This window comes from Mesorhizobium sp. M0217 (assembly GCF_040321955.1).
In the GTDB taxonomy this organism is placed as follows: Bacteria; Pseudomonadota; Alphaproteobacteria; order Rhizobiales; family Rhizobiaceae; genus Mesorhizobium.
Map to the genome: position 1 here is coordinate 123,752 of NZ_JAMYSN010000009.1, position 15,831 is coordinate 139,582.

The 15,831-nt window shown below is 59.6% G+C and carries 11 protein-coding genes and 2 pseudogenes; 5 read left to right on the top strand and 8 right to left on the bottom strand.

What is annotated here, in order from left to right:
• Positions 1–176 precede the first annotated feature (176 nt).
• From NKJ18_RS16820 to NKJ18_RS16840, 5 genes and pseudogenes are all read right to left on the bottom strand, one after another.
• Positions 177–404 (bottom strand): annotated as a pseudogene (locus tag NKJ18_RS16820) (DUF892 family protein); the annotation flags it as partial.
• A 222-nt stretch (positions 405–626) separates the two neighbouring features.
• Complete coding sequence (locus NKJ18_RS16825; protein ID WP_245260010.1) at positions 627–1,847, bottom strand: O-antigen ligase family protein; 1,221 nt, start codon at positions 1,845–1,847, stop codon at positions 627–629.
• 287 nt (positions 1,848–2,134) lie between these two features.
• Positions 2,135–4,105, bottom strand: coding sequence for an asparagine synthase (glutamine-hydrolyzing) (asnB, locus tag NKJ18_RS16830; protein ID WP_352758904.1), 1,971 nt, complete (start codon positions 4,103–4,105; stop codon positions 2,135–2,137).
• Positions 4,106–4,175: 70 nt separating this feature from the next.
• Positions 4,176–4,970, bottom strand: a complete 795-nt coding sequence (locus NKJ18_RS16835) for a class I SAM-dependent methyltransferase (RefSeq protein ID WP_352758907.1) — start codon at positions 4,968–4,970, stop codon at positions 4,176–4,178.
• 46 nt (positions 4,971–5,016) lie between these two features.
• Positions 5,017–5,676 carry an NAD-dependent epimerase/dehydratase family protein gene (locus NKJ18_RS16840; RefSeq protein ID WP_352758909.1) on the bottom strand — a complete coding sequence of 220 codons (660 nt, stop codon included), beginning with the start codon at positions 5,674–5,676 and terminating at the stop codon, positions 5,017–5,019.
• Between the two features lie 262 nt (positions 5,677–5,938).
• On the opposite strand from NKJ18_RS16840, the gene NKJ18_RS16845 reads away from it, so the two are divergent.
• Together NKJ18_RS16845 and NKJ18_RS16850 are read left to right on the top strand one after the other, a co-directional pair.
• Positions 5,939–7,069, top strand: coding sequence for a glycosyltransferase family 4 protein (locus tag NKJ18_RS16845; RefSeq protein WP_023693306.1), 1,131 nt, complete (start codon positions 5,939–5,941; stop codon positions 7,067–7,069).
• Positions 7,066–7,905, top strand: coding sequence for a class I SAM-dependent methyltransferase (locus NKJ18_RS16850; RefSeq protein WP_023713500.1), 840 nt, complete (start codon positions 7,066–7,068; stop codon positions 7,903–7,905). The genes NKJ18_RS16845 and NKJ18_RS16850 overlap by 4 nt, the downstream gene beginning before the upstream one ends.
• Before the next feature lie 71 nt (positions 7,906–7,976).
• On the opposite strand, the gene NKJ18_RS16855 is transcribed toward NKJ18_RS16850, so the two are convergent.
• On the bottom strand, positions 7,977–9,785 hold the full coding sequence (locus NKJ18_RS16855) for an ABC transporter ATP-binding protein (protein WP_352758911.1): 1,809 nt from the start codon (positions 9,783–9,785) through the stop codon (positions 7,977–7,979).
• Between the two features lie 141 nt (positions 9,786–9,926).
• On the opposite strand from NKJ18_RS16855, the gene NKJ18_RS16860 reads away from it, so the two are divergent.
• From NKJ18_RS16860 to NKJ18_RS16870, 3 genes are all read left to right on the top strand, one after another.
• Positions 9,927–10,835 (top strand): hypothetical protein, encoded by a 909-nt coding sequence (locus NKJ18_RS16860; protein WP_352758914.1) that lies wholly within the window; start codon positions 9,927–9,929, stop codon positions 10,833–10,835.
• Positions 10,836–10,952: 117 nt separating this feature from the next.
• Positions 10,953–12,215 (top strand): glycosyltransferase, encoded by a 1,263-nt coding sequence (locus tag NKJ18_RS16865; protein ID WP_352758917.1) that lies wholly within the window; start codon positions 10,953–10,955, stop codon positions 12,213–12,215.
• Positions 12,216–14,240 (top strand): hypothetical protein, encoded by a 2,025-nt coding sequence (locus tag NKJ18_RS16870; protein WP_352758919.1) that lies wholly within the window; start codon positions 12,216–12,218, stop codon positions 14,238–14,240.
• Here NKJ18_RS16870 and NKJ18_RS16875 read toward each other — a convergent pair.
• Positions 14,170–15,129, bottom strand: coding sequence for an SGNH hydrolase domain-containing protein (locus tag NKJ18_RS16875; protein ID WP_352758965.1), 960 nt, complete (start codon positions 15,127–15,129; stop codon positions 14,170–14,172). The two genes, NKJ18_RS16870 and NKJ18_RS16875, sit on opposite strands and share 71 nt — an antisense overlap.
• Before the next feature lie 3 nt (positions 15,130–15,132).
• Positions 15,133–15,729: pseudogene (locus NKJ18_RS16880) on the bottom strand (acyltransferase family protein); the annotation flags it as partial.
• Positions 15,730–15,831: the final 102 nt, after the last annotated feature.

Sequence of the window (15,831 nt, forward strand, 5' to 3'; positions counted from 1 at the left end):
GCCTCCGTCATGTCGCCGCTGCGCCGCGTCAGGCTTCTTTCTCACCAAGCCCGAAAAGTGTTTTCGAGAACTCCCATATCGTCTCCGCGCAAGGTTTCGCACCAATGCAGCGAGAGCTTGGGGCAAGGAGCCCGGCATTGATCGCCAGGGCTCCTGAGAGAACGGTGGACTCGGCGTCAGAGTCTCGTCGGTGGCCTTTTTCCAAGTGCCAGATTGAGGAGCGACACAGCTTCCTCGCGGCCAAGTTCGGAAGCCCATGTGTTCATCGTGCAAAAGCGCGAAATCTCGTAATGCTCGAGGGCTTGGGCAACAGCTAGAAGGCCGGCATCTAGTGCAGGCGCGCCCTTGTATCCTTCCATGATCTCGGCGCCCATCCGTGATGCCGACGATAGCCGCGCAGGTCTTTGCCTGTGGCTTCTTGCCGATCTCTTCGAGAACCTCTGGGGCCTATTTAGCTGCCGTTCAGCATTCGATACGCCCCGAAATCGCGGTCACGCGTCTGGTGCCACCGTCGCCCATTGCTCGCCCAAATTGCAGATCCTTAGCGGGAGAGCGCTTCTGCTCTCACCACTCGCAGGCACGAGATATTTCGGTCTTGGGCGTGATGCACCTTTTTTCTCCGTCGATCAAAAATGGTGGGGCGGGAGATTCGCTCCCTTTTCGCGCCCCCTAAAAGCAGACGCTTGATTCGTTGACTGACCCTTGGGCGAAATTGTCTGTCCGCAAGCCAAGTATGTTCCGGAAACCAACAAGACCATCAGCGTCGAGTCGAGAATATCATGGCCGACAAGGATGCCTGTCATCCCTCCAGCAACGTATATTATGACGGTGACCACCATTATGGTGGCGCCAAAACGTTCCAGCGGATCAGCACTGATGCGCAGGACTCTTGTCGCATTCCGGATCGTCACGACGAATATTGCAGCCAATGTCAGCGCACCTGCGAGTCCGGCCTGCACCAAAGCCGTAAGGAAGCCGTTGTGAAAGTGGTTGAAGCCTTCGGTGGCGCCAAAGCGCTGTTTGAACCCCTGCCTTGAAAGCATCCGGCCGGCGGCCATTCCGTGACCAAAAACGGGCGCTTGGCGAAAGGCATCGAGCCCGACGTCCCACAACCCGACCCGCAACCCGAGCGGCGTGGTATAATCGCCGTTGACGGCGAGGGCATTCCAGTCCTCGAACAGGACATGTGTGCGATCGGCGACAATCGGAGACGTAATTGCCGTGATGATCAATGTCGATGCGCCGGCAATCACCAGCAACTGCTTCATGTCTGATCGGAAGACCCTTTCGCGATGGGTCACAAGCACCGCTACCAGCGCGATGAGCAAGGCCACCCAGACCATGCGCGAGCCCGAGTAGAGTGTCGCCACCACACCGGCAAGCGCGGCGGCCGTGAGCGGCTTCCACGCTTTCTCGACCCCAGACAGAGCACCTGTAAGACACATCATCACGGCCAGGCAGGTGACCGTGGCAAACACGATGGGGTTTCCGGCCCCACCTTCGGGTCTCAGCATCCCAATCCAGTGGTATTGGACGATGGCCAGCACCAGTGCCCCGACACATGCTGCGGCGCTGGCACGAACGGCAGTGCGTGCGAGGCTCTCCTTGTCCATGATGCTCCACGTCGAATAGGAAATCGGGAACAACAGCAAGGTCATCAGGGGCAAGAAATGAGTGGCATCGGCCCGCAGCGTCCCGTTTACGATCGACGCCAGGATCTGGGCGGCGCAATAGGCATAGATGGCAGTGGTCATGGCAAGCATAGGCCGATCAATGTTAAGGCGCCGCCGGCCGGCCGCCAGCAGCGCCAATGACCAGAGCGCGCCGCCATGGAAGACGAAGCTCACCACCGAACCGAATACCGGCGGCGAAAAGAAGCAGGCGATCGAGAAATACTGGTTGACCTGGTCAGTCGTGAAATGGCGACGGAGCGATTTAAACAGGGTTCAATGCCTTTGCTTCGTTGGCTTCCAGGTCGCCTGAGGGTCGGTTCGAACGACCCTGGCGCACGTCGGTTCGCCCTCTCCCTCCCGTATAGCTGCTCGCTTTCGCGTCTGATAGTGCCGAACGTCTCGTCCCTTCCGACGGCATGAGCGGGCACCGCAAAGACTAAACCGCCCGGGCTCACCACCCATCACGCTGCGATCGCGTTTGAAAATCCCTTGGTCGCTCCCCGCCAGGACTGGAACATCAACACGTCCCAGAGTAGATATTGGTTGTTTTGGTGCCCGGAGAGGTGTTCGAACCAGGCACGCCGGATCGCTTCAGGCCGGAAGAATCCGTCTTCGCGCAGCCGGCGCTCGTCGAGCAACTCCTCGGCCCATTCGCGCAAAGCGCCGCGCAACCAGGAATCAATGGGCACGCCGAAGCCCATCTTGGGGCGTTCGACAAGCTCTTTTGGAAGATGCCTGTAAAGCAGCTGTCGCAGAGGCCACTTGGTCTGGCCGCCGGCGCGCAGAATTGAGAGCGGTAGCGACAGCACGAAGCTTATGAGTCGATGGTCGAGAAACGGTACACGTGTTTCAAGACTGACGGCCATGGCGGCGCGATCGACCTTCACCAGTATGTCGTCGGGTAGATAGCTCATAAGATCGATGTACATCATCCGCTCGACGCTACCGGGCAAATCCGGCAACGGTTCCAGGCCGGTCAGCATTGTTGGCGGCTCGACCGCATCCGAGATGATCTCGGTCGGGTCCCAGTGCGAGCACAGGCGACGGTAGACATCGTCCATGGTCCGCAGCGAAAGCACAGACGCGGCTTTGTGGATCATGTCGCCGACGCGTTCGCGGCGCAGGCGTTGCGGGAGGAGCGGCATGATCCCGCCCGCGAGGTTGTTGTAGAGGCCGGCCGACGGCAATGTCGCCAGGCTAGCAGACGCGCGGCGCAGACCGACCGGAATTCGGGACAACTTGTTCCAGAACGCATCGGCGAGCGCGTAGCGGTTGTAGCCTGAGAACAACTCGTCGCCGCCGTCACCCGACAACGCCACGGTAACGCTGCCACGTGCCAGTTTCGAGACGAGGAAAGTCGGGATTTGCGAGGAGTCGGAGAAAGGCTCGCTATAGATGCCCGACAGTTGCGGCACCACGTCGAGCGCGTCGCGCTGGTTGAGATAGAGCTCTGTATGATCGGTGCCGAGATGGCGCGCCACTTGCTTGGCATGGTGCGCCTCGTTGTAGCCGACCTCCTCGAAGCCGATTGTGAAGGTGCGCACCGGCCGCGCACTGATCGACTGCATGACTGCCACGACCGCGGAAGAATCGATGCCGCCAGATAGGAAGGCGCCAAGCGGCACGTCGGCGATCATCTGCCCTTCAAGTGAGCGGCGCAGATGACGCTCGACCTCGTCGACCACCTCTTCAGAGCTGCCCAGGAAAGGCTCGCGCCGGCCTTGCGCTGCGACGTCGCTGGCGCGCCAGTAATTTTCGACGCGCGGCTCATTCATAGGATCGGAGAGGACGAGTAAGTGGCCGGGTCTCAGTTTCCGTATGCTCTGATAGATGCTGTAGGGCGCGGGGATGTAGTTGTGGCGCATCATCAGCGCCAACGCATTGCGGTCTATCTCCGGGCGCCAGTCCGGCAGAGGTTGAAAGGCGCTGAGTTCCGAGGCAAACGCGAAGGCCTTGCCGACACGGCCGTAGTAGAGCGGCTTTTCACCCACGCGATCGCGACCGAGAACCAGAGTTCTTTCACGCCGGTCCCAGACGCCAAAAGCAAACATACCGGCGGCCAGTTCGAGTGCTTTTTTGGTCCCTAGCTCTTCGATGGCGACCAGGAGGACCTCGGTATCGGAATGTCCACGCCACGCGTGTACACCAAATTGCTGGTCAAGGTGCGCCCGCATCTCGCCGTGATTGTAGATCTCGCCATTGAAGACAATGACATAGCGGCCTCTGTGAGAGATCATTGGCTGGGCGCCAGCCGAGGACAGGTCGATGATGGCAAGGCGGCGCTGGCTGAGCGCAACGCCCGCCTCGGCGTCGCTCCAGACCCCGTCGCCGTCGGGTCCACGATGTCGGATGTGGTCGGCCATCCGACGCACAGTATGGCCGCCGCCGCTCGTCGCAGCCGCTCCACCCACAATGCCGACGATACCGCACATCCGCCGTTACAGCTCCATATCGGCTTGCCCAAGTTATCCGCGCGTCACCAGACTGGGAAGAAGCCCGTGGCTATAAATCTATCCGCTCGAAACACCATTCACCACAGCCGGTGCCGAAAAGGCCAACTCCCGGCAGCACATTGAAACGCCGATCCGTGCGAAACCCAAGATTTTCCACAGTCCGCTCCAACTCGCTGGCTAACGCGGATTGATAAGGATAGCCGCCAAGCCAGTCGTCGACATCCGCCAGAAATTCCATGCCTCGGCGCGCGCGGTAGTTCCTTACAAACGATATCGGGTCCCGGTGGCGCAGGGTCCTTGCGACCATATAAGCCGAGACAAAGACCGCCTTGATCGGCGGCCGTACCCATCGATGCGAGGCGTAGAACCTCTTTTCGAGCGTCCATAGTCCGCACAGCGGCGTCTTAAGATAGATCGCAATACCCAGTCGCCCAGAGCGGGCGACCAAGCCAGCCGCATTGGCGATCGCTGTCCACATATCTCCGGTATGGTGGAGGACCCCCCATGAATAGACGACATCGAACGTGCCGGTGGGCAGCGAGGATCTGTCAAGGATATCGGCCCGCCCAACGGTCCAATCGGCATCGGGTGCAAACCGGGACAGGACGGCCCTGGTCGTCTCCACGCAATCCGCGTCATAATCGAGTGCTGTGACTTTCGCTGCGCCGAGCCGGAGTGCGGCCGCTGAATGCAGCCCCGAGCCGCAGCCGATGTCCAGAAAAGTCATGCCGTTGAGGTCACCCGCCAGTCGACCAAGATCCTCACACGCCCGGTCCAGATGTTCGGCCTCGAAACGCGCGGCAAGCTCGGACCAGTTGCGGCCGAAATCATAGCGCGCGTTCATTTGTCGCCCACCTGTCGTCCTTTTTGCGTGGCACCGCCTCTGCGGATCATACCCGATAGTACTCCCGATACCATTCGCAAAGCGGAGAACTCCGACCTCTATTGGAATCCGGCCTGGATCCCGTCGCCTCCTCGAGCGAACTGACATCGACGAAAGTTGCCGGCACGTCACCCGGCTGCAGCGGCATGGGATTGCGGTTCGCCTTTAGTCGGAGCGCGTTCTCCAGCACCGCGATCAGCCGTTCAGCTGAACTGGCGAACTGCCGTCGATATTGTGGATTCTGAACGGCGCGTTGCTGATCGCCGGATCCGGCGACGCTTTCCCACTGCGGGTTGGGTGTCGCGGGCTGACGCATGGCGCGGACGATGCCTTGGACAATATCGCCGACATAAGTGAAATCGCGCTGCATGTTGCCATGGTTGAAGAAGTCGATCGGCTCGCCAGCGACGATGGCCTCAGCGAAGATGAGCAGGGCCATGTCTGGCCGTCCCCACGGACCATAGACGGTGGAGAAGCGTAATCCTGTCGTGGGCAGTGCAAACAGATGGCTGTATGTATGGGCCATCAGCTCGTTTGCCTTCTTGATGGCGGCGTAGAGGCTGAGCGAATGGTCAGCCGAATCGGGCACGCAAACGGCATGCGCGTGCTGGGGCCGTAGATCGAGCTCGATGACGCATAGACAAGATGGTTCACCGAGGCGTGCCATCCCAGGCCGATAACAGCAATGCGTTCGGACATAGGCAGCTTTCCTCAGGTAGTGAGTCGACGTCCTTGTATGGTAGGCGTTACGTCAATTCAACGACACGCTGTTGCCAAGGGGCAAGTCTCCGCTCGAAAGCAACTCTGAGACACTTTTGGCGAAGCATCTGCTCGATGTTGTGGATAACATGCGCCATGATTGGGTTTTGCGTGTCAAAAATCTACAAGGGTCGAATGGGTCGCGAGCAATCACCCCAAGAAATGACTGCATGAAACGAATCGTCGTCATCGTCAGCGAACCAACGTCCCTCGCAAGCACCAGGGGACACTTGCTTCTTGCGCTGCGCGATTCCGGGTACGAAGTTCATGCCATGGCGCCGGTCGACGCCATGACCATTCGTTGGCTGGCCGAGAACGGCGTCCACTTTCATCCATTGCCAATGGAACGAGCCGGGATTGCTCCGTTCGGCGATACGGTGTTGGCTTTTCGTCTCCACAACCGGCTAAGAAAACTCAAGCCTCAGGTGGTGTTGACCTGTGCAATCAAGCCGATCGTCTACGGCATGCCGGCTGCGTTGCTTGCCGGGATCCAGCGACGGCACGCACTTGTCACCGGCCTCGGCTACGCCTTCACGGACCGGCACAAGTCACCACGCTGGAGGATGGTAAACGCAGTGGCTCGGCTCCTCTATGCCGCAAGCCTTCGGGTTGCCACCACGGTCACCTTCCAGAACGACGATGACCGCAACGACTTCCGTCGCCTTGGGCTGCTCGGGCGGACCCAAGCTAATGTCGTCAACGGCTCGGGAGTCGATCTAGACCGATTCAAAGTCGCGCCACTACCCGATCAGCCGCGATTTCTGATGATTGCACGCCTGCTGCGTGACAAAGGCCTTGCCGAATATCTGGGTGCGGCGACGCTGGTTAGGGCTGTCAGACCTGACGCCCGTTTCCACCTCGTCGGAGATATGGATCCAAACCCCTCGGGGTTTCCATTATCGGAGGTTGAGGAGGCAGTCGCCGGCGGAGCCATCCGTTATCACGGACCGGTCGAGGACGTCCGTCACATCATCGCGGATACGCGTATCTTCGTGCTTCCGTCGTATCGCGAGGGGACGTCGCGATCGGTTCTGGAGGCCATGGCGATGGGGCGCCCGGTGATCACAACGGATGCGCCGGGTTGCCGGGCGCCAATCGTGCCCGGGGTCAACGGGCTGCTGGTTCCGGTTGGTGCCACCACATCGTTGGCTGAAGCCATGATCCGCTTGATAGACAACCCCGACGAAGCCGTATCCATGGGCAAGAACAGCCGATCGATTGCCGAACAGCGCTATGATATTCAGAAAGTTACAGCTGACATGATGGGCATCATCGAAGGGGGAGACCGAGCCGCAGGATGACATTCACAGGCAACCCATCGTCGAATCGGTACGAGTTCGGAGCCAATTGGGCGTCGTTCGTCGACAAACACTACTCGACTGAACGTCGGCAGGTGGCGGCCGACAAGCTTCTGTCCTTCCTCGGCAAGCAGAGCCTGGAAGGAATGGATTTTCTCGATATCGGCAGCGGCAGCGGGCTACACTCGCTTGCCGCCTTCGACGCAAAGGCGGATCGGATACATTCCTTCGACTTTGATCCGCTTTCGGTAAGTACCACCGGCAGGCTTCGCAAATTGGCCGGGGACCCGCCGAACTGGGCCGTCGAACGAGGTGACGTTCTCGATGCCGACTATCTTGAGGCGCTGGGCACTTGGAGCTTGGTCTATTCATGGGGCGTGCTCCATCACACTGGCGCCATGTGGCAAGCAATTGAGAATGCTGCACGAAGGGTAGGGCCTGGCGGCCTTTTCTTCATCGCTCTCTATTCGTCGAATGTCGTAACGCCTTCCGCGCAATTCTGGCTCAATGTGAAACGTCGGTACAATGCCGCCAACCCTCGTCAAAGGCGATGGATCGAATGCTGGTACATCTGGCGTTTCGGCCTTGGCAGAAATCCACTTCGGCTGCCAATGCTCCTGAAGCAGATTCGCGAGAAGAAAAAAGGTCGCGGCATGAGTTACATGACCGACGTCCGCGACTGGCTGGGAGGGTGGCCGATGGAGTTCGCCGACGACCAGGCCGTGATCGACTTCTTGAAGCAACGGTTCGATTTCGAAATCGTCAGGATATCCACCGGTGAAGCCTGCACGGAATTTCTCTTCCAGAACCCTGGCAAGGTGCAATCCAAACCGAACTGACGTGGCGGCCTTGTTGCACCGGCGGCGCCAGCCCGATCAGGCACGTTGCCGAACCCGTCCACGCGATGCATTCAAGCGATCTGTCCACCGGTTGTCGTCGAGATATGCGGCTGGCGGTGTTCAAGGGTTACGATCTCGTCGCAACTTTCAACTGTCGTGAGACGGTGTGCGATGATCAATATTGTCAGATCGGTGGGCAGTTCTCGGATCGCCTCCATGACTGCCGCCTCGGTCTCCATGTCGAGAGCGCTCGTCGCCTCGTCGAAGACGAGCACAGATGCCTGTTTGTACAAAGCCCTCGCGATGCCTATTCGCTGGCGTTGACCTCCCGACAGGCGGACGCCGCGCTCGCCAACACGCGTCTCGTAGCCCTGCGGCAAGCTTTCTATGAAGTCCGCCAACGCGGCCTGCTGCGCCGCGCTGCGGACGCGCTCGTGGTCAGTCCCGGCAGGGTCGATGCCGAAGGCGATATTGTCTGCGATGGACGCATCCGCCAGGAATATGCTTTGTGGCACATGTGCGATCTGTCTTTGCCAGGCACGTCGCGTAGCGCCGTCCAACGTCTGCCCGTCGATCTCGATCGCTCCGCTGGTCGGTTCCAGCAAACCCATGATCAGATCGACCGTCGTGCTCTTGCCGCTGCCGGTCTTGCCTACGAAGCCGACCTTGGTCCCCTTCGGGATTTTGAGATTGAAGCCTTCGAGTATCGGCGGCTGGTCGGAGGCGTAACGAAACGACACGTCCTTGAGTATGATCGCTTGTTCGAATGGCAGGCGCCTGGCTGGAGGCTCGTTCCATTCGGGGCCAAGTGGTGCTTCCAGCGCCTGGAGCACAACTTCGGCGCCGGCAAGATTGCTGAGTATCAACGCCCAATTGCCGTATACAAGCTGCATTGATGGCAGCAGACGCTGGGCTCCCAGCACGAATGTTCCAAGTATTGGCAGTACCTCGCCGGCATTGTTGGATCGGATGATGAGGAAATAGGCGAGGGCCGCGATGATCACCATACCCGCGGCTTCAATCGCGAAACGCGGAGCGCTGGCTGCAAGCGCGTTCGTTGCGTTGGCGCGTTGCAGGCGCAGGTCGAGTTCGCTGTAGCGGGAAAGAAAATATGGCTGTGTGTCATTGATAATGACATCGCGGATACCGCCCAGCCCCTCCTGTACAGAACGAATGCCTTCGGCCTGCGCGCTAGCGATGATCCGCGCATTCTGCTTGAGGTGTTTTCGGATCACAAGCGACATGGCGAGATACACCGCACCAAAGCCCGCGAAGATAACGAAGGTGATGATCGAACTTAGTATGAAAAGCGCTGCGACGACGAAGACACCGATGATTATGCCGCTGATTGATTGCAACAGTGGCAGCATCACGCCAGCGGTGATTGCTTGTACCTGTCGTAGCGCCGCCAACACCGAACTGGAGTTGCGCGAAACGTGGTAGTTGTAGGGCTGGCGCAGCACTCGGTCATAGACGGTCACGCCCACCTCATGTCCCAGCGAGAAGACGTATGAATTCGTGGCCCAGGTGAGGAGTATACGCACGGCACCGGCCACGATGGCCACTACGGAAAACAAAACCGTGAGCCCGAGCAGGCTGTCAGAAGAGCCGGTCAGCCGAAAGCCTGCAAGCTGACGCGCCAGAAACGACTGTCCGCCAACCGTCTCAGGATTGGCGATGCGCGCAAGAAACGGCAGCAAGGCACCAAGCGTGGCCGCTTCCGCCAGAGCACCGAACACCATCAGGACAAGGAGGCCGAAAAACTGCCTTTGCCGCCGCTGCGATACCTGCCGCCACAAGCGCCGCATTGTGTCGAAAGTGCTGCCCGAGTCTCGGTTTCCGCTCAACGCCAAATCGATGTCCGTATTCAGAGGGCCCAATGCACACGTCCAGCGGGCCACGACAAGCCACAACCGACGTCGATTGGCAATTTATCACAGAAGCGCCGAAGGTGGTCCGTCCACAAATTTCCTCGCAGTGGACTAGAAGCCACGGCCGCGACGAGGTGATAGTCTTCGACCATGAATGATGCCTTTGAGATTCGGTATCAAAAGTTGCGGCCAAGCTTAACTGCTGCATTGCTGTGCTCATTCGGCTTCTTCTCGGCAGGGGTTGGGGCGGCTTTCCTGCTGTTTGTCTCGGCCTATCCGCTCGGATTGATCAGCGCTTACCCGGCACCACCTGCCGAGGCAACCGAAGGGCCGCTGGGATTCCAGCAGAAGGTGGTGGATGTCGATGACCTCTACCGCGCTACGGACGAACCCATGCAGGCCTATCTCGAGCGCCTGACAAAGGCTGTCGCGGGTGGAATGGTGCATTATTGGACGGAAGGCGACAGCTGGGCTGCGACCGACACGTCCTACACGCGCATCAGCGTTTTTGACAACTACCTGCTCTGGATGCTCAGCTTCCGGCCGCAATATCGCGAAACGCTGCAAAATTATGAGTTTGTAACGCCCCGCAAAGGGCTTGCCCGGGGGTATGGGTTCTGTTCCCAGGTGTCCAAAATCGTCTATTCCATCCTTGCCGATCAAGGCATCGAGGCGACGATCTACAGTGTCCCCCAACACACCGTGGTAGTGTCGAACGGCAATATTCTGGATTCCGACTACGGCGTCTTTGTTCCTCGCTCGCTTGAGGACGTGCAGAGGGAGCCGTCAATCATCGACACCTACTACGCGCAATTCGCGCCGATGTTGCCCCTGCTGAAGACGGCTTATGGTGGGGCTTGGCAACCGGCTGGCACCATGGAGGACTTCGACGGCGTGCGTGCATACGAGGCAAAGTTCGAGCGGCTCAAATGGGCACCGCCACTCGCCCTCCTGGCAACCGGAATGGTGCTTGCCACGTTCGGGATGATGCTGCGGCATCGTGAAGGACGCAGCCCGTCTGCTGCGCGGCAGGCTGGAGCTGATCTTGCCGGCTCGTGACCTTTTGTGGATTGTATGCGCAATACGACTTCTTCTTGCCGGCTCTGGACGCTATGTGGAAGCGGGAACGGGCGAGAACAGGCGGAGGGGTGAGCGACGCTGCGAGAAGACCTTGCGTTGACTAATGCTGAAAGCCGACAGCGCGTTGCCGCGCCTTCCACCGCGCGCCTGAGAAGGACCCGTCGCAACGTGCTCTTCATTATCGGGACGCTCGATCTCGGAGGCACGGAAAGCCAACTGGTGCTGCTTGCCAAGGAGTTGAAGGCGCGGGGCTGGCAGGTCGAGGTCTTTGCCCTCTCGTCGGGCGGTGTTCTTGCGGAAACGCTGAATCGTGCCGGTATCCGAATATCCTACGGGCTTCATCGCCCCAATCCCTTGCCCGCATCACTGACAGCGGCGGGGGCGGAAGAAAAATCGAGCGTTGCCCCCAAGACGCGGCCGAGCGTCAAGGCAATGCTGGTGCTCGGCGCCGCGATCACTTTGCTCGTTGGTCGCATCATTTTGACCCGGCCACGCGTGGTTCACGCCTTTTTGCCATTGACCAACTTTCTGGGCGCGTTGGCAGGTCGGTTTGCGCTGGCCCCACTCGTCATCACCTCCAGGCGCGGTCTCGGCAACCACCAGGAGCGATGGCCGCGGCTGAAGCGCATGGATCGAATCGCCAATCGGTTTTCACATGTGGTGGTCGCTAACTCGCATGCGGTCGCGGCCGACATGGCGGCCCGGGATGGCTATGATCTCGCCCGCGTGCGCGTGATTGCCAATGGTCTCGATCTGAGCCGTTTCGATGGTATCAGCCATCGCCGTGATGAGATCAGGCGCAGCCTTGGTCTTGAACCTGACGATGTCGGGGTCGTCATCGTCGCCAATCTTATTCCCTATAAGGGACACAAAGATCTTATCGACGCTTTCGCAAGCGCAAGCCAAAGTCGGCCGGAGCTGAGGTTGTTCATCGCCGGACAAGATCGAGGCATTGGGCAGGCGCTGATGGAGCAAGCCCAGCGGCTTGGCGTCGGATCGACAGTTCGGCTGCTCGGGGCTCAGGACGACGTACCAGGCCTGCTTGCCAGCATGGACATCGGCGTGATCGCCTCCCACGAGGAAGGCTTTTGCAACGCCCTGATGGAAAAACTCACCGCAGGCCTCCCAGTGGTGGCCACCAATGTCGGTGGAAATCCGGAGGCAGTTTCGGGCATGCCGGGTTGTGTGCTGGTGAAGCCTCGTGACCCTGCCGATCTGGCCCGCGGACTGCTTGCCGTTCTCGAGCGGTTGCCCGAGCAGACAGTGGACCGAAAATTTCGTCAGCGGGCGATGCGCGAACGCTACTCCATAAGGGCTATGGTGGACGCTTATGAAACCCTCTATCTCGCGGGCAAGTGAATGAGCGGGATTGCTCACTTCCAAGGCCCGGTGAATTCGGCGCCTACGCCGCGCAGCATCCTGCCATGTGTCGCCGCCGGGCTGTGTGCATTTTCCATAGTCATCTATCAGTCGTGGTTCATGCCCTATTTTCTGCCGTTCTTTACGGGCCGGGACGAGTTCGCCAGACTGGTTTTCCATGCCCTCTACGGCAGCGTGTTGATTGTTTCGATTGCCGTTCTTGCAATCCGTCGGGACGTGCGTGGCGCGATCCTCCTGCTCGCGATCGCCGGGGCGATGGCGGTTGCCCCGGTTGCGCTTCATCCACTTGGCATCGTCGCAAAGTGTTACCTTATTACCCTTTTCCTTGGCGGCGGGGCGATTGTCCTCATGCTCGCCTCATCGCCCGCAATGGTGCTGCGTCTATGTGCGTCGGTGACGGCGCTCAATGCGGTGGTCTGCTTCCTCGACCTTCTTTTTGCCAACGGCTTCACCAGTACGCTTGGCAGAGCCGCCGGCCTGGCGATCAATCCGAATGTGGCAGCCGCCGGCCTGCTTCTTGGCGCCGCGGCGAGCTATCGCGCCGTCGCGCCAAAATGGCGTGCCACTTTCCTTGTTCTCGTAAGCGCCGCTCTGCTCGTCACGCTTTCCCGCTCGAACATTCTTGCAGCCTGTGGCACCGTGGCGGTGCCGTTTGCCGTTGATATTTGGCAGCAATTTCGGGGTCACCGTCGTTTAAGGCTCGATCCAAGGGGCTGGGGTCGCCCGCTCGCCGTCGCATTAATACTGCTGGGGACAATCGGTGTCGCGCTCGCCACAAATGTTTATTTTCGCGTTTCCGTCGGCAACTCCTTCGCCGGGATGATCTCGGTTGGAAAGGCGCTCGATGAGGCGGCGGATGCTGTCGATTCGTCACATGATGAGGTTGCGTCGTCCGCCTTAGACCCGGTTGCGCCGTCGTCTCAACAAGCTCTGGCTGAATCAAGTTCGGCTGCGACGATTGACCAGCCGACGGCAGAACCTTCGATCAGATCAGACCCTCCGCAAGCCGATCCTGCGCGAGCCACTGCCTCATCTGCGCCTCCGTTCAGCGGCCTGCCTTCGTCCGCGACAGGCCAATCCACAAACGCTGCCAAGATCCAGGCGCTAGGCGAACGTCTCGTGGACGAGGGCAAGAGAAATTCGATCTCGGCAAGAGCACTCTTTCTGGAGCGAGGCCTGCTCGCGTACAGAGAAGGCGGCTTCTTCGGTCGCGGCCTTGAGGTGGCGCAGGCTCTCGCGCCTCACAACACCCTTGTCCTTTTCGCAATTGCTTTTGGGCACATCGGCTGGTTGATCCCGATCGGCCTGGTCGCTTCCGCTTTCTGGTATGTCCGCAGCGCCGGCGATCTGGCCCTTGGTGTCGCACTCGTGGGGGTCATGCTGACATCGCATGACCTCTTGCTGACGCCCTCTCTCTTTCTTCCGGTCGCGCTGGGAATTGGTGGGATGCTTGCCGAGCGGCGGGGATTTACTGAAACACATTCCTCAGCAAAAAAAGGCGAGCATCGCAGCTTTGCTTTTGGAGCTAATGCAGGCGTGATGGCCTTTGCGGCTGGCTGCATTGCGATATTGCTCATCACACCGTCGCTTGTTACCGGACGGCTGCAGAACGAGACCATGTTTACCGCAAGAGGCGGGTACGAGACGCTGCTACCACGCTCGCAATTTCCTGGCCTTTTCCAATTTGACAACCTTGTCCTCGATCCCCTGTTGAAGGCTTCAGACCTGCGTGAAGAAGGGACCCCGCTCCACCAAGTTGAATGGGCGCCGAACGCATGGCCGGCTGTTGGCCCGGGCGAATATACTTTTCGCCGGCGGGACGCGGTGCTGTTTTCGGCCACGGATTCGAGCGACCCTCGCCAAAACGGACGAACCTACGCAGTCGCCGTTCCGCTCTCAGTCAGCGCGCTGTGCCTTGCTCTCCTGGGCACAATCATCGCTTGGTCGATTGTGTCGACGTCTGCCTTGACGCCACGGATAAGTCGTCGCGAAGCCTCTCTATGACTTTCGGAACAACAAGGCGTGCCCCGTAGATGGAGAAGTGGTTCTCATCCAGGTAGAGGCTATGCCCTGCGCCGTCCGTCACATCACAGCCATTTGCCGAACAGATGGTTTCGCCGGGATCAAGCAGGTGAAAGCTGGAATGGCTGGCGAAAACCATGAATGCCTGGTCGAAGGCGACGTTCTCCACCCGGGTGGGAACCGGGCAGGGCAAGGAAAGGTAAGTCGGTCTCAAATGGCAGACCACATTGGCGTCCGGCGTGTGCCCGATCAGGATCACCGGACCGCGAAAAGCGGCATAGAGTTTCGCTAAGTCCCCAAGCATGGTCGCATACAGTTTTGCCAGGTCGGGCATCTCGACAGGCGCACCATCCACTTTCCGTTCGAGAAGAGTGCGATATCCGGGCCAGCGCTGCGCGTGGACAATGGCGAGAATGTCACCGGACTTCAACCAGCGAGCCGCCTGGTCGGTAGCATTCCGGCAGTGCCGCGTGACCGCGCCGTTTGTTCTGGTCTGGAACTCTGCTCCGAAATAGCAATTGCCGGCATCGGCCAGCAGGAAATGGAATTCTTGACCGCCGAGTTCTTGAAGCGCCCGCGTGTATTGGTCGATGTGCGAATCGCCGACCACGAGTATCTTCTTTGGACTTTGAAGGTTGCCGAACTCGCAGAAATCCAAGCAGGCCAACGAGCCGGTGATCGCCTTCAGGGCTGCGCTGTTGGCAAGTTCGTTCCCCGCGACGGAATGAAGACGCCACGGCATTCCGCCCGACATCGCGTAACTGACCACGGAACATGAGAGCAGGCCAGTCAAGGCAAGTCCAAAAGAGGGGAGGAAGCCATGGCCAGCGCGAAAAGGCTGCTCGACGAAATGAAACATCGACATGGCCATGACGAGGGCCAGAAGCCCGACGAAGAGCGCTTCGGTCGGAAGCAGGGGGCGAAGCAAACCGTATTCGCAAAACACGATCAGGGGCCAATGAACGAGGTAGAGCGAGTAGCTGATGCGACCAAGATAGCCGACTGCGCGATTGCGCAAGGCGAAACCTCCCAATCGCGAACGGTTCGCAGACAACACCATCGCGGCGCCGGTGGCAGGGGCAAGCACGTTCCAGGCGGGCGCGCCCGAACGGCTGTCGAAAGAGAACACTGCAAACGCTATGAGGGCCAAGCCCAGCCAGGCGAGCAGCTCGTGGACAAGGACAGGTCGCGGCTTGGGAAGCCAGACCAGCGCCGCGCCACAGGCGAACTCGAACACGCGAAATGGCGTGTTGTAAAACACGGTGGCACGGCCGTCGGCGATCCAGTCCGCCGCCGGGGTCCCTGCAAACGGCCAAAACGATCCGTCCTGGAATGCGACAATGAGCCAGAAACTGAGAATGGCAATCGTGATGATCGACCAAACCATTCGTCCTGGGAATGCGGCAAGCAAAACTGAAAGCAGCATCGGCCAGACGAGATAAAACTGCCACTCCACACTGAGTGACCATGTATGAAGGAGCGGTTCATCCGCGCGGCGAGATCAAAGTAGCCGGACTCGCGCCAGAAAAAGATGTTCGAAACGCCGTAACTCGATGCCATCAGCGATTTCGCG

What these genes read in the sequence shown, in the direction of transcription:
- NKJ18_RS16835 (WP_352758907.1), bottom strand. Translation starts at nt 4,970, where the DNA reads ATGAACGCGCGCTATGATTTCGGCCGCAACTGGTCCGAGCTTGCCGCG.
- NKJ18_RS16845 (WP_023693306.1), top strand. Translation starts at nt 5,939, where the DNA reads ATGAAACGAATCGTCGTCATCGTCAGCGAACCAACGTCCCTCGCAAGC.
- NKJ18_RS16840 (WP_352758909.1), bottom strand. Translation starts at nt 5,676, where the DNA reads ATGGCACGCCTCGGTGAACCATCTTGTCTATGCGTCATCGAGCTCGAT.
- NKJ18_RS16860 (WP_352758914.1), top strand. Translation starts at nt 9,927, where the DNA reads ATGAATGATGCCTTTGAGATTCGGTATCAAAAGTTGCGGCCAAGCTTA.
- NKJ18_RS16870 (WP_352758919.1), top strand. Translation starts at nt 12,216, where the DNA reads ATGAGCGGGATTGCTCACTTCCAAGGCCCGGTGAATTCGGCGCCTACG.
- NKJ18_RS16850 (WP_023713500.1), top strand. Translation starts at nt 7,066, where the DNA reads ATGACATTCACAGGCAACCCATCGTCGAATCGGTACGAGTTCGGAGCC.
- NKJ18_RS16875 (WP_352758965.1), bottom strand. Translation starts at nt 15,129, where the DNA reads ATGGCCATGTCGATGTTTCATTTCGTCGAGCAGCCTTTTCGCGCTGGC.
- asnB (WP_352758904.1), bottom strand. Translation starts at nt 4,105, where the DNA reads ATGTGCGGTATCGTCGGCATTGTGGGTGGAGCGGCTGCGACGAGCGGC.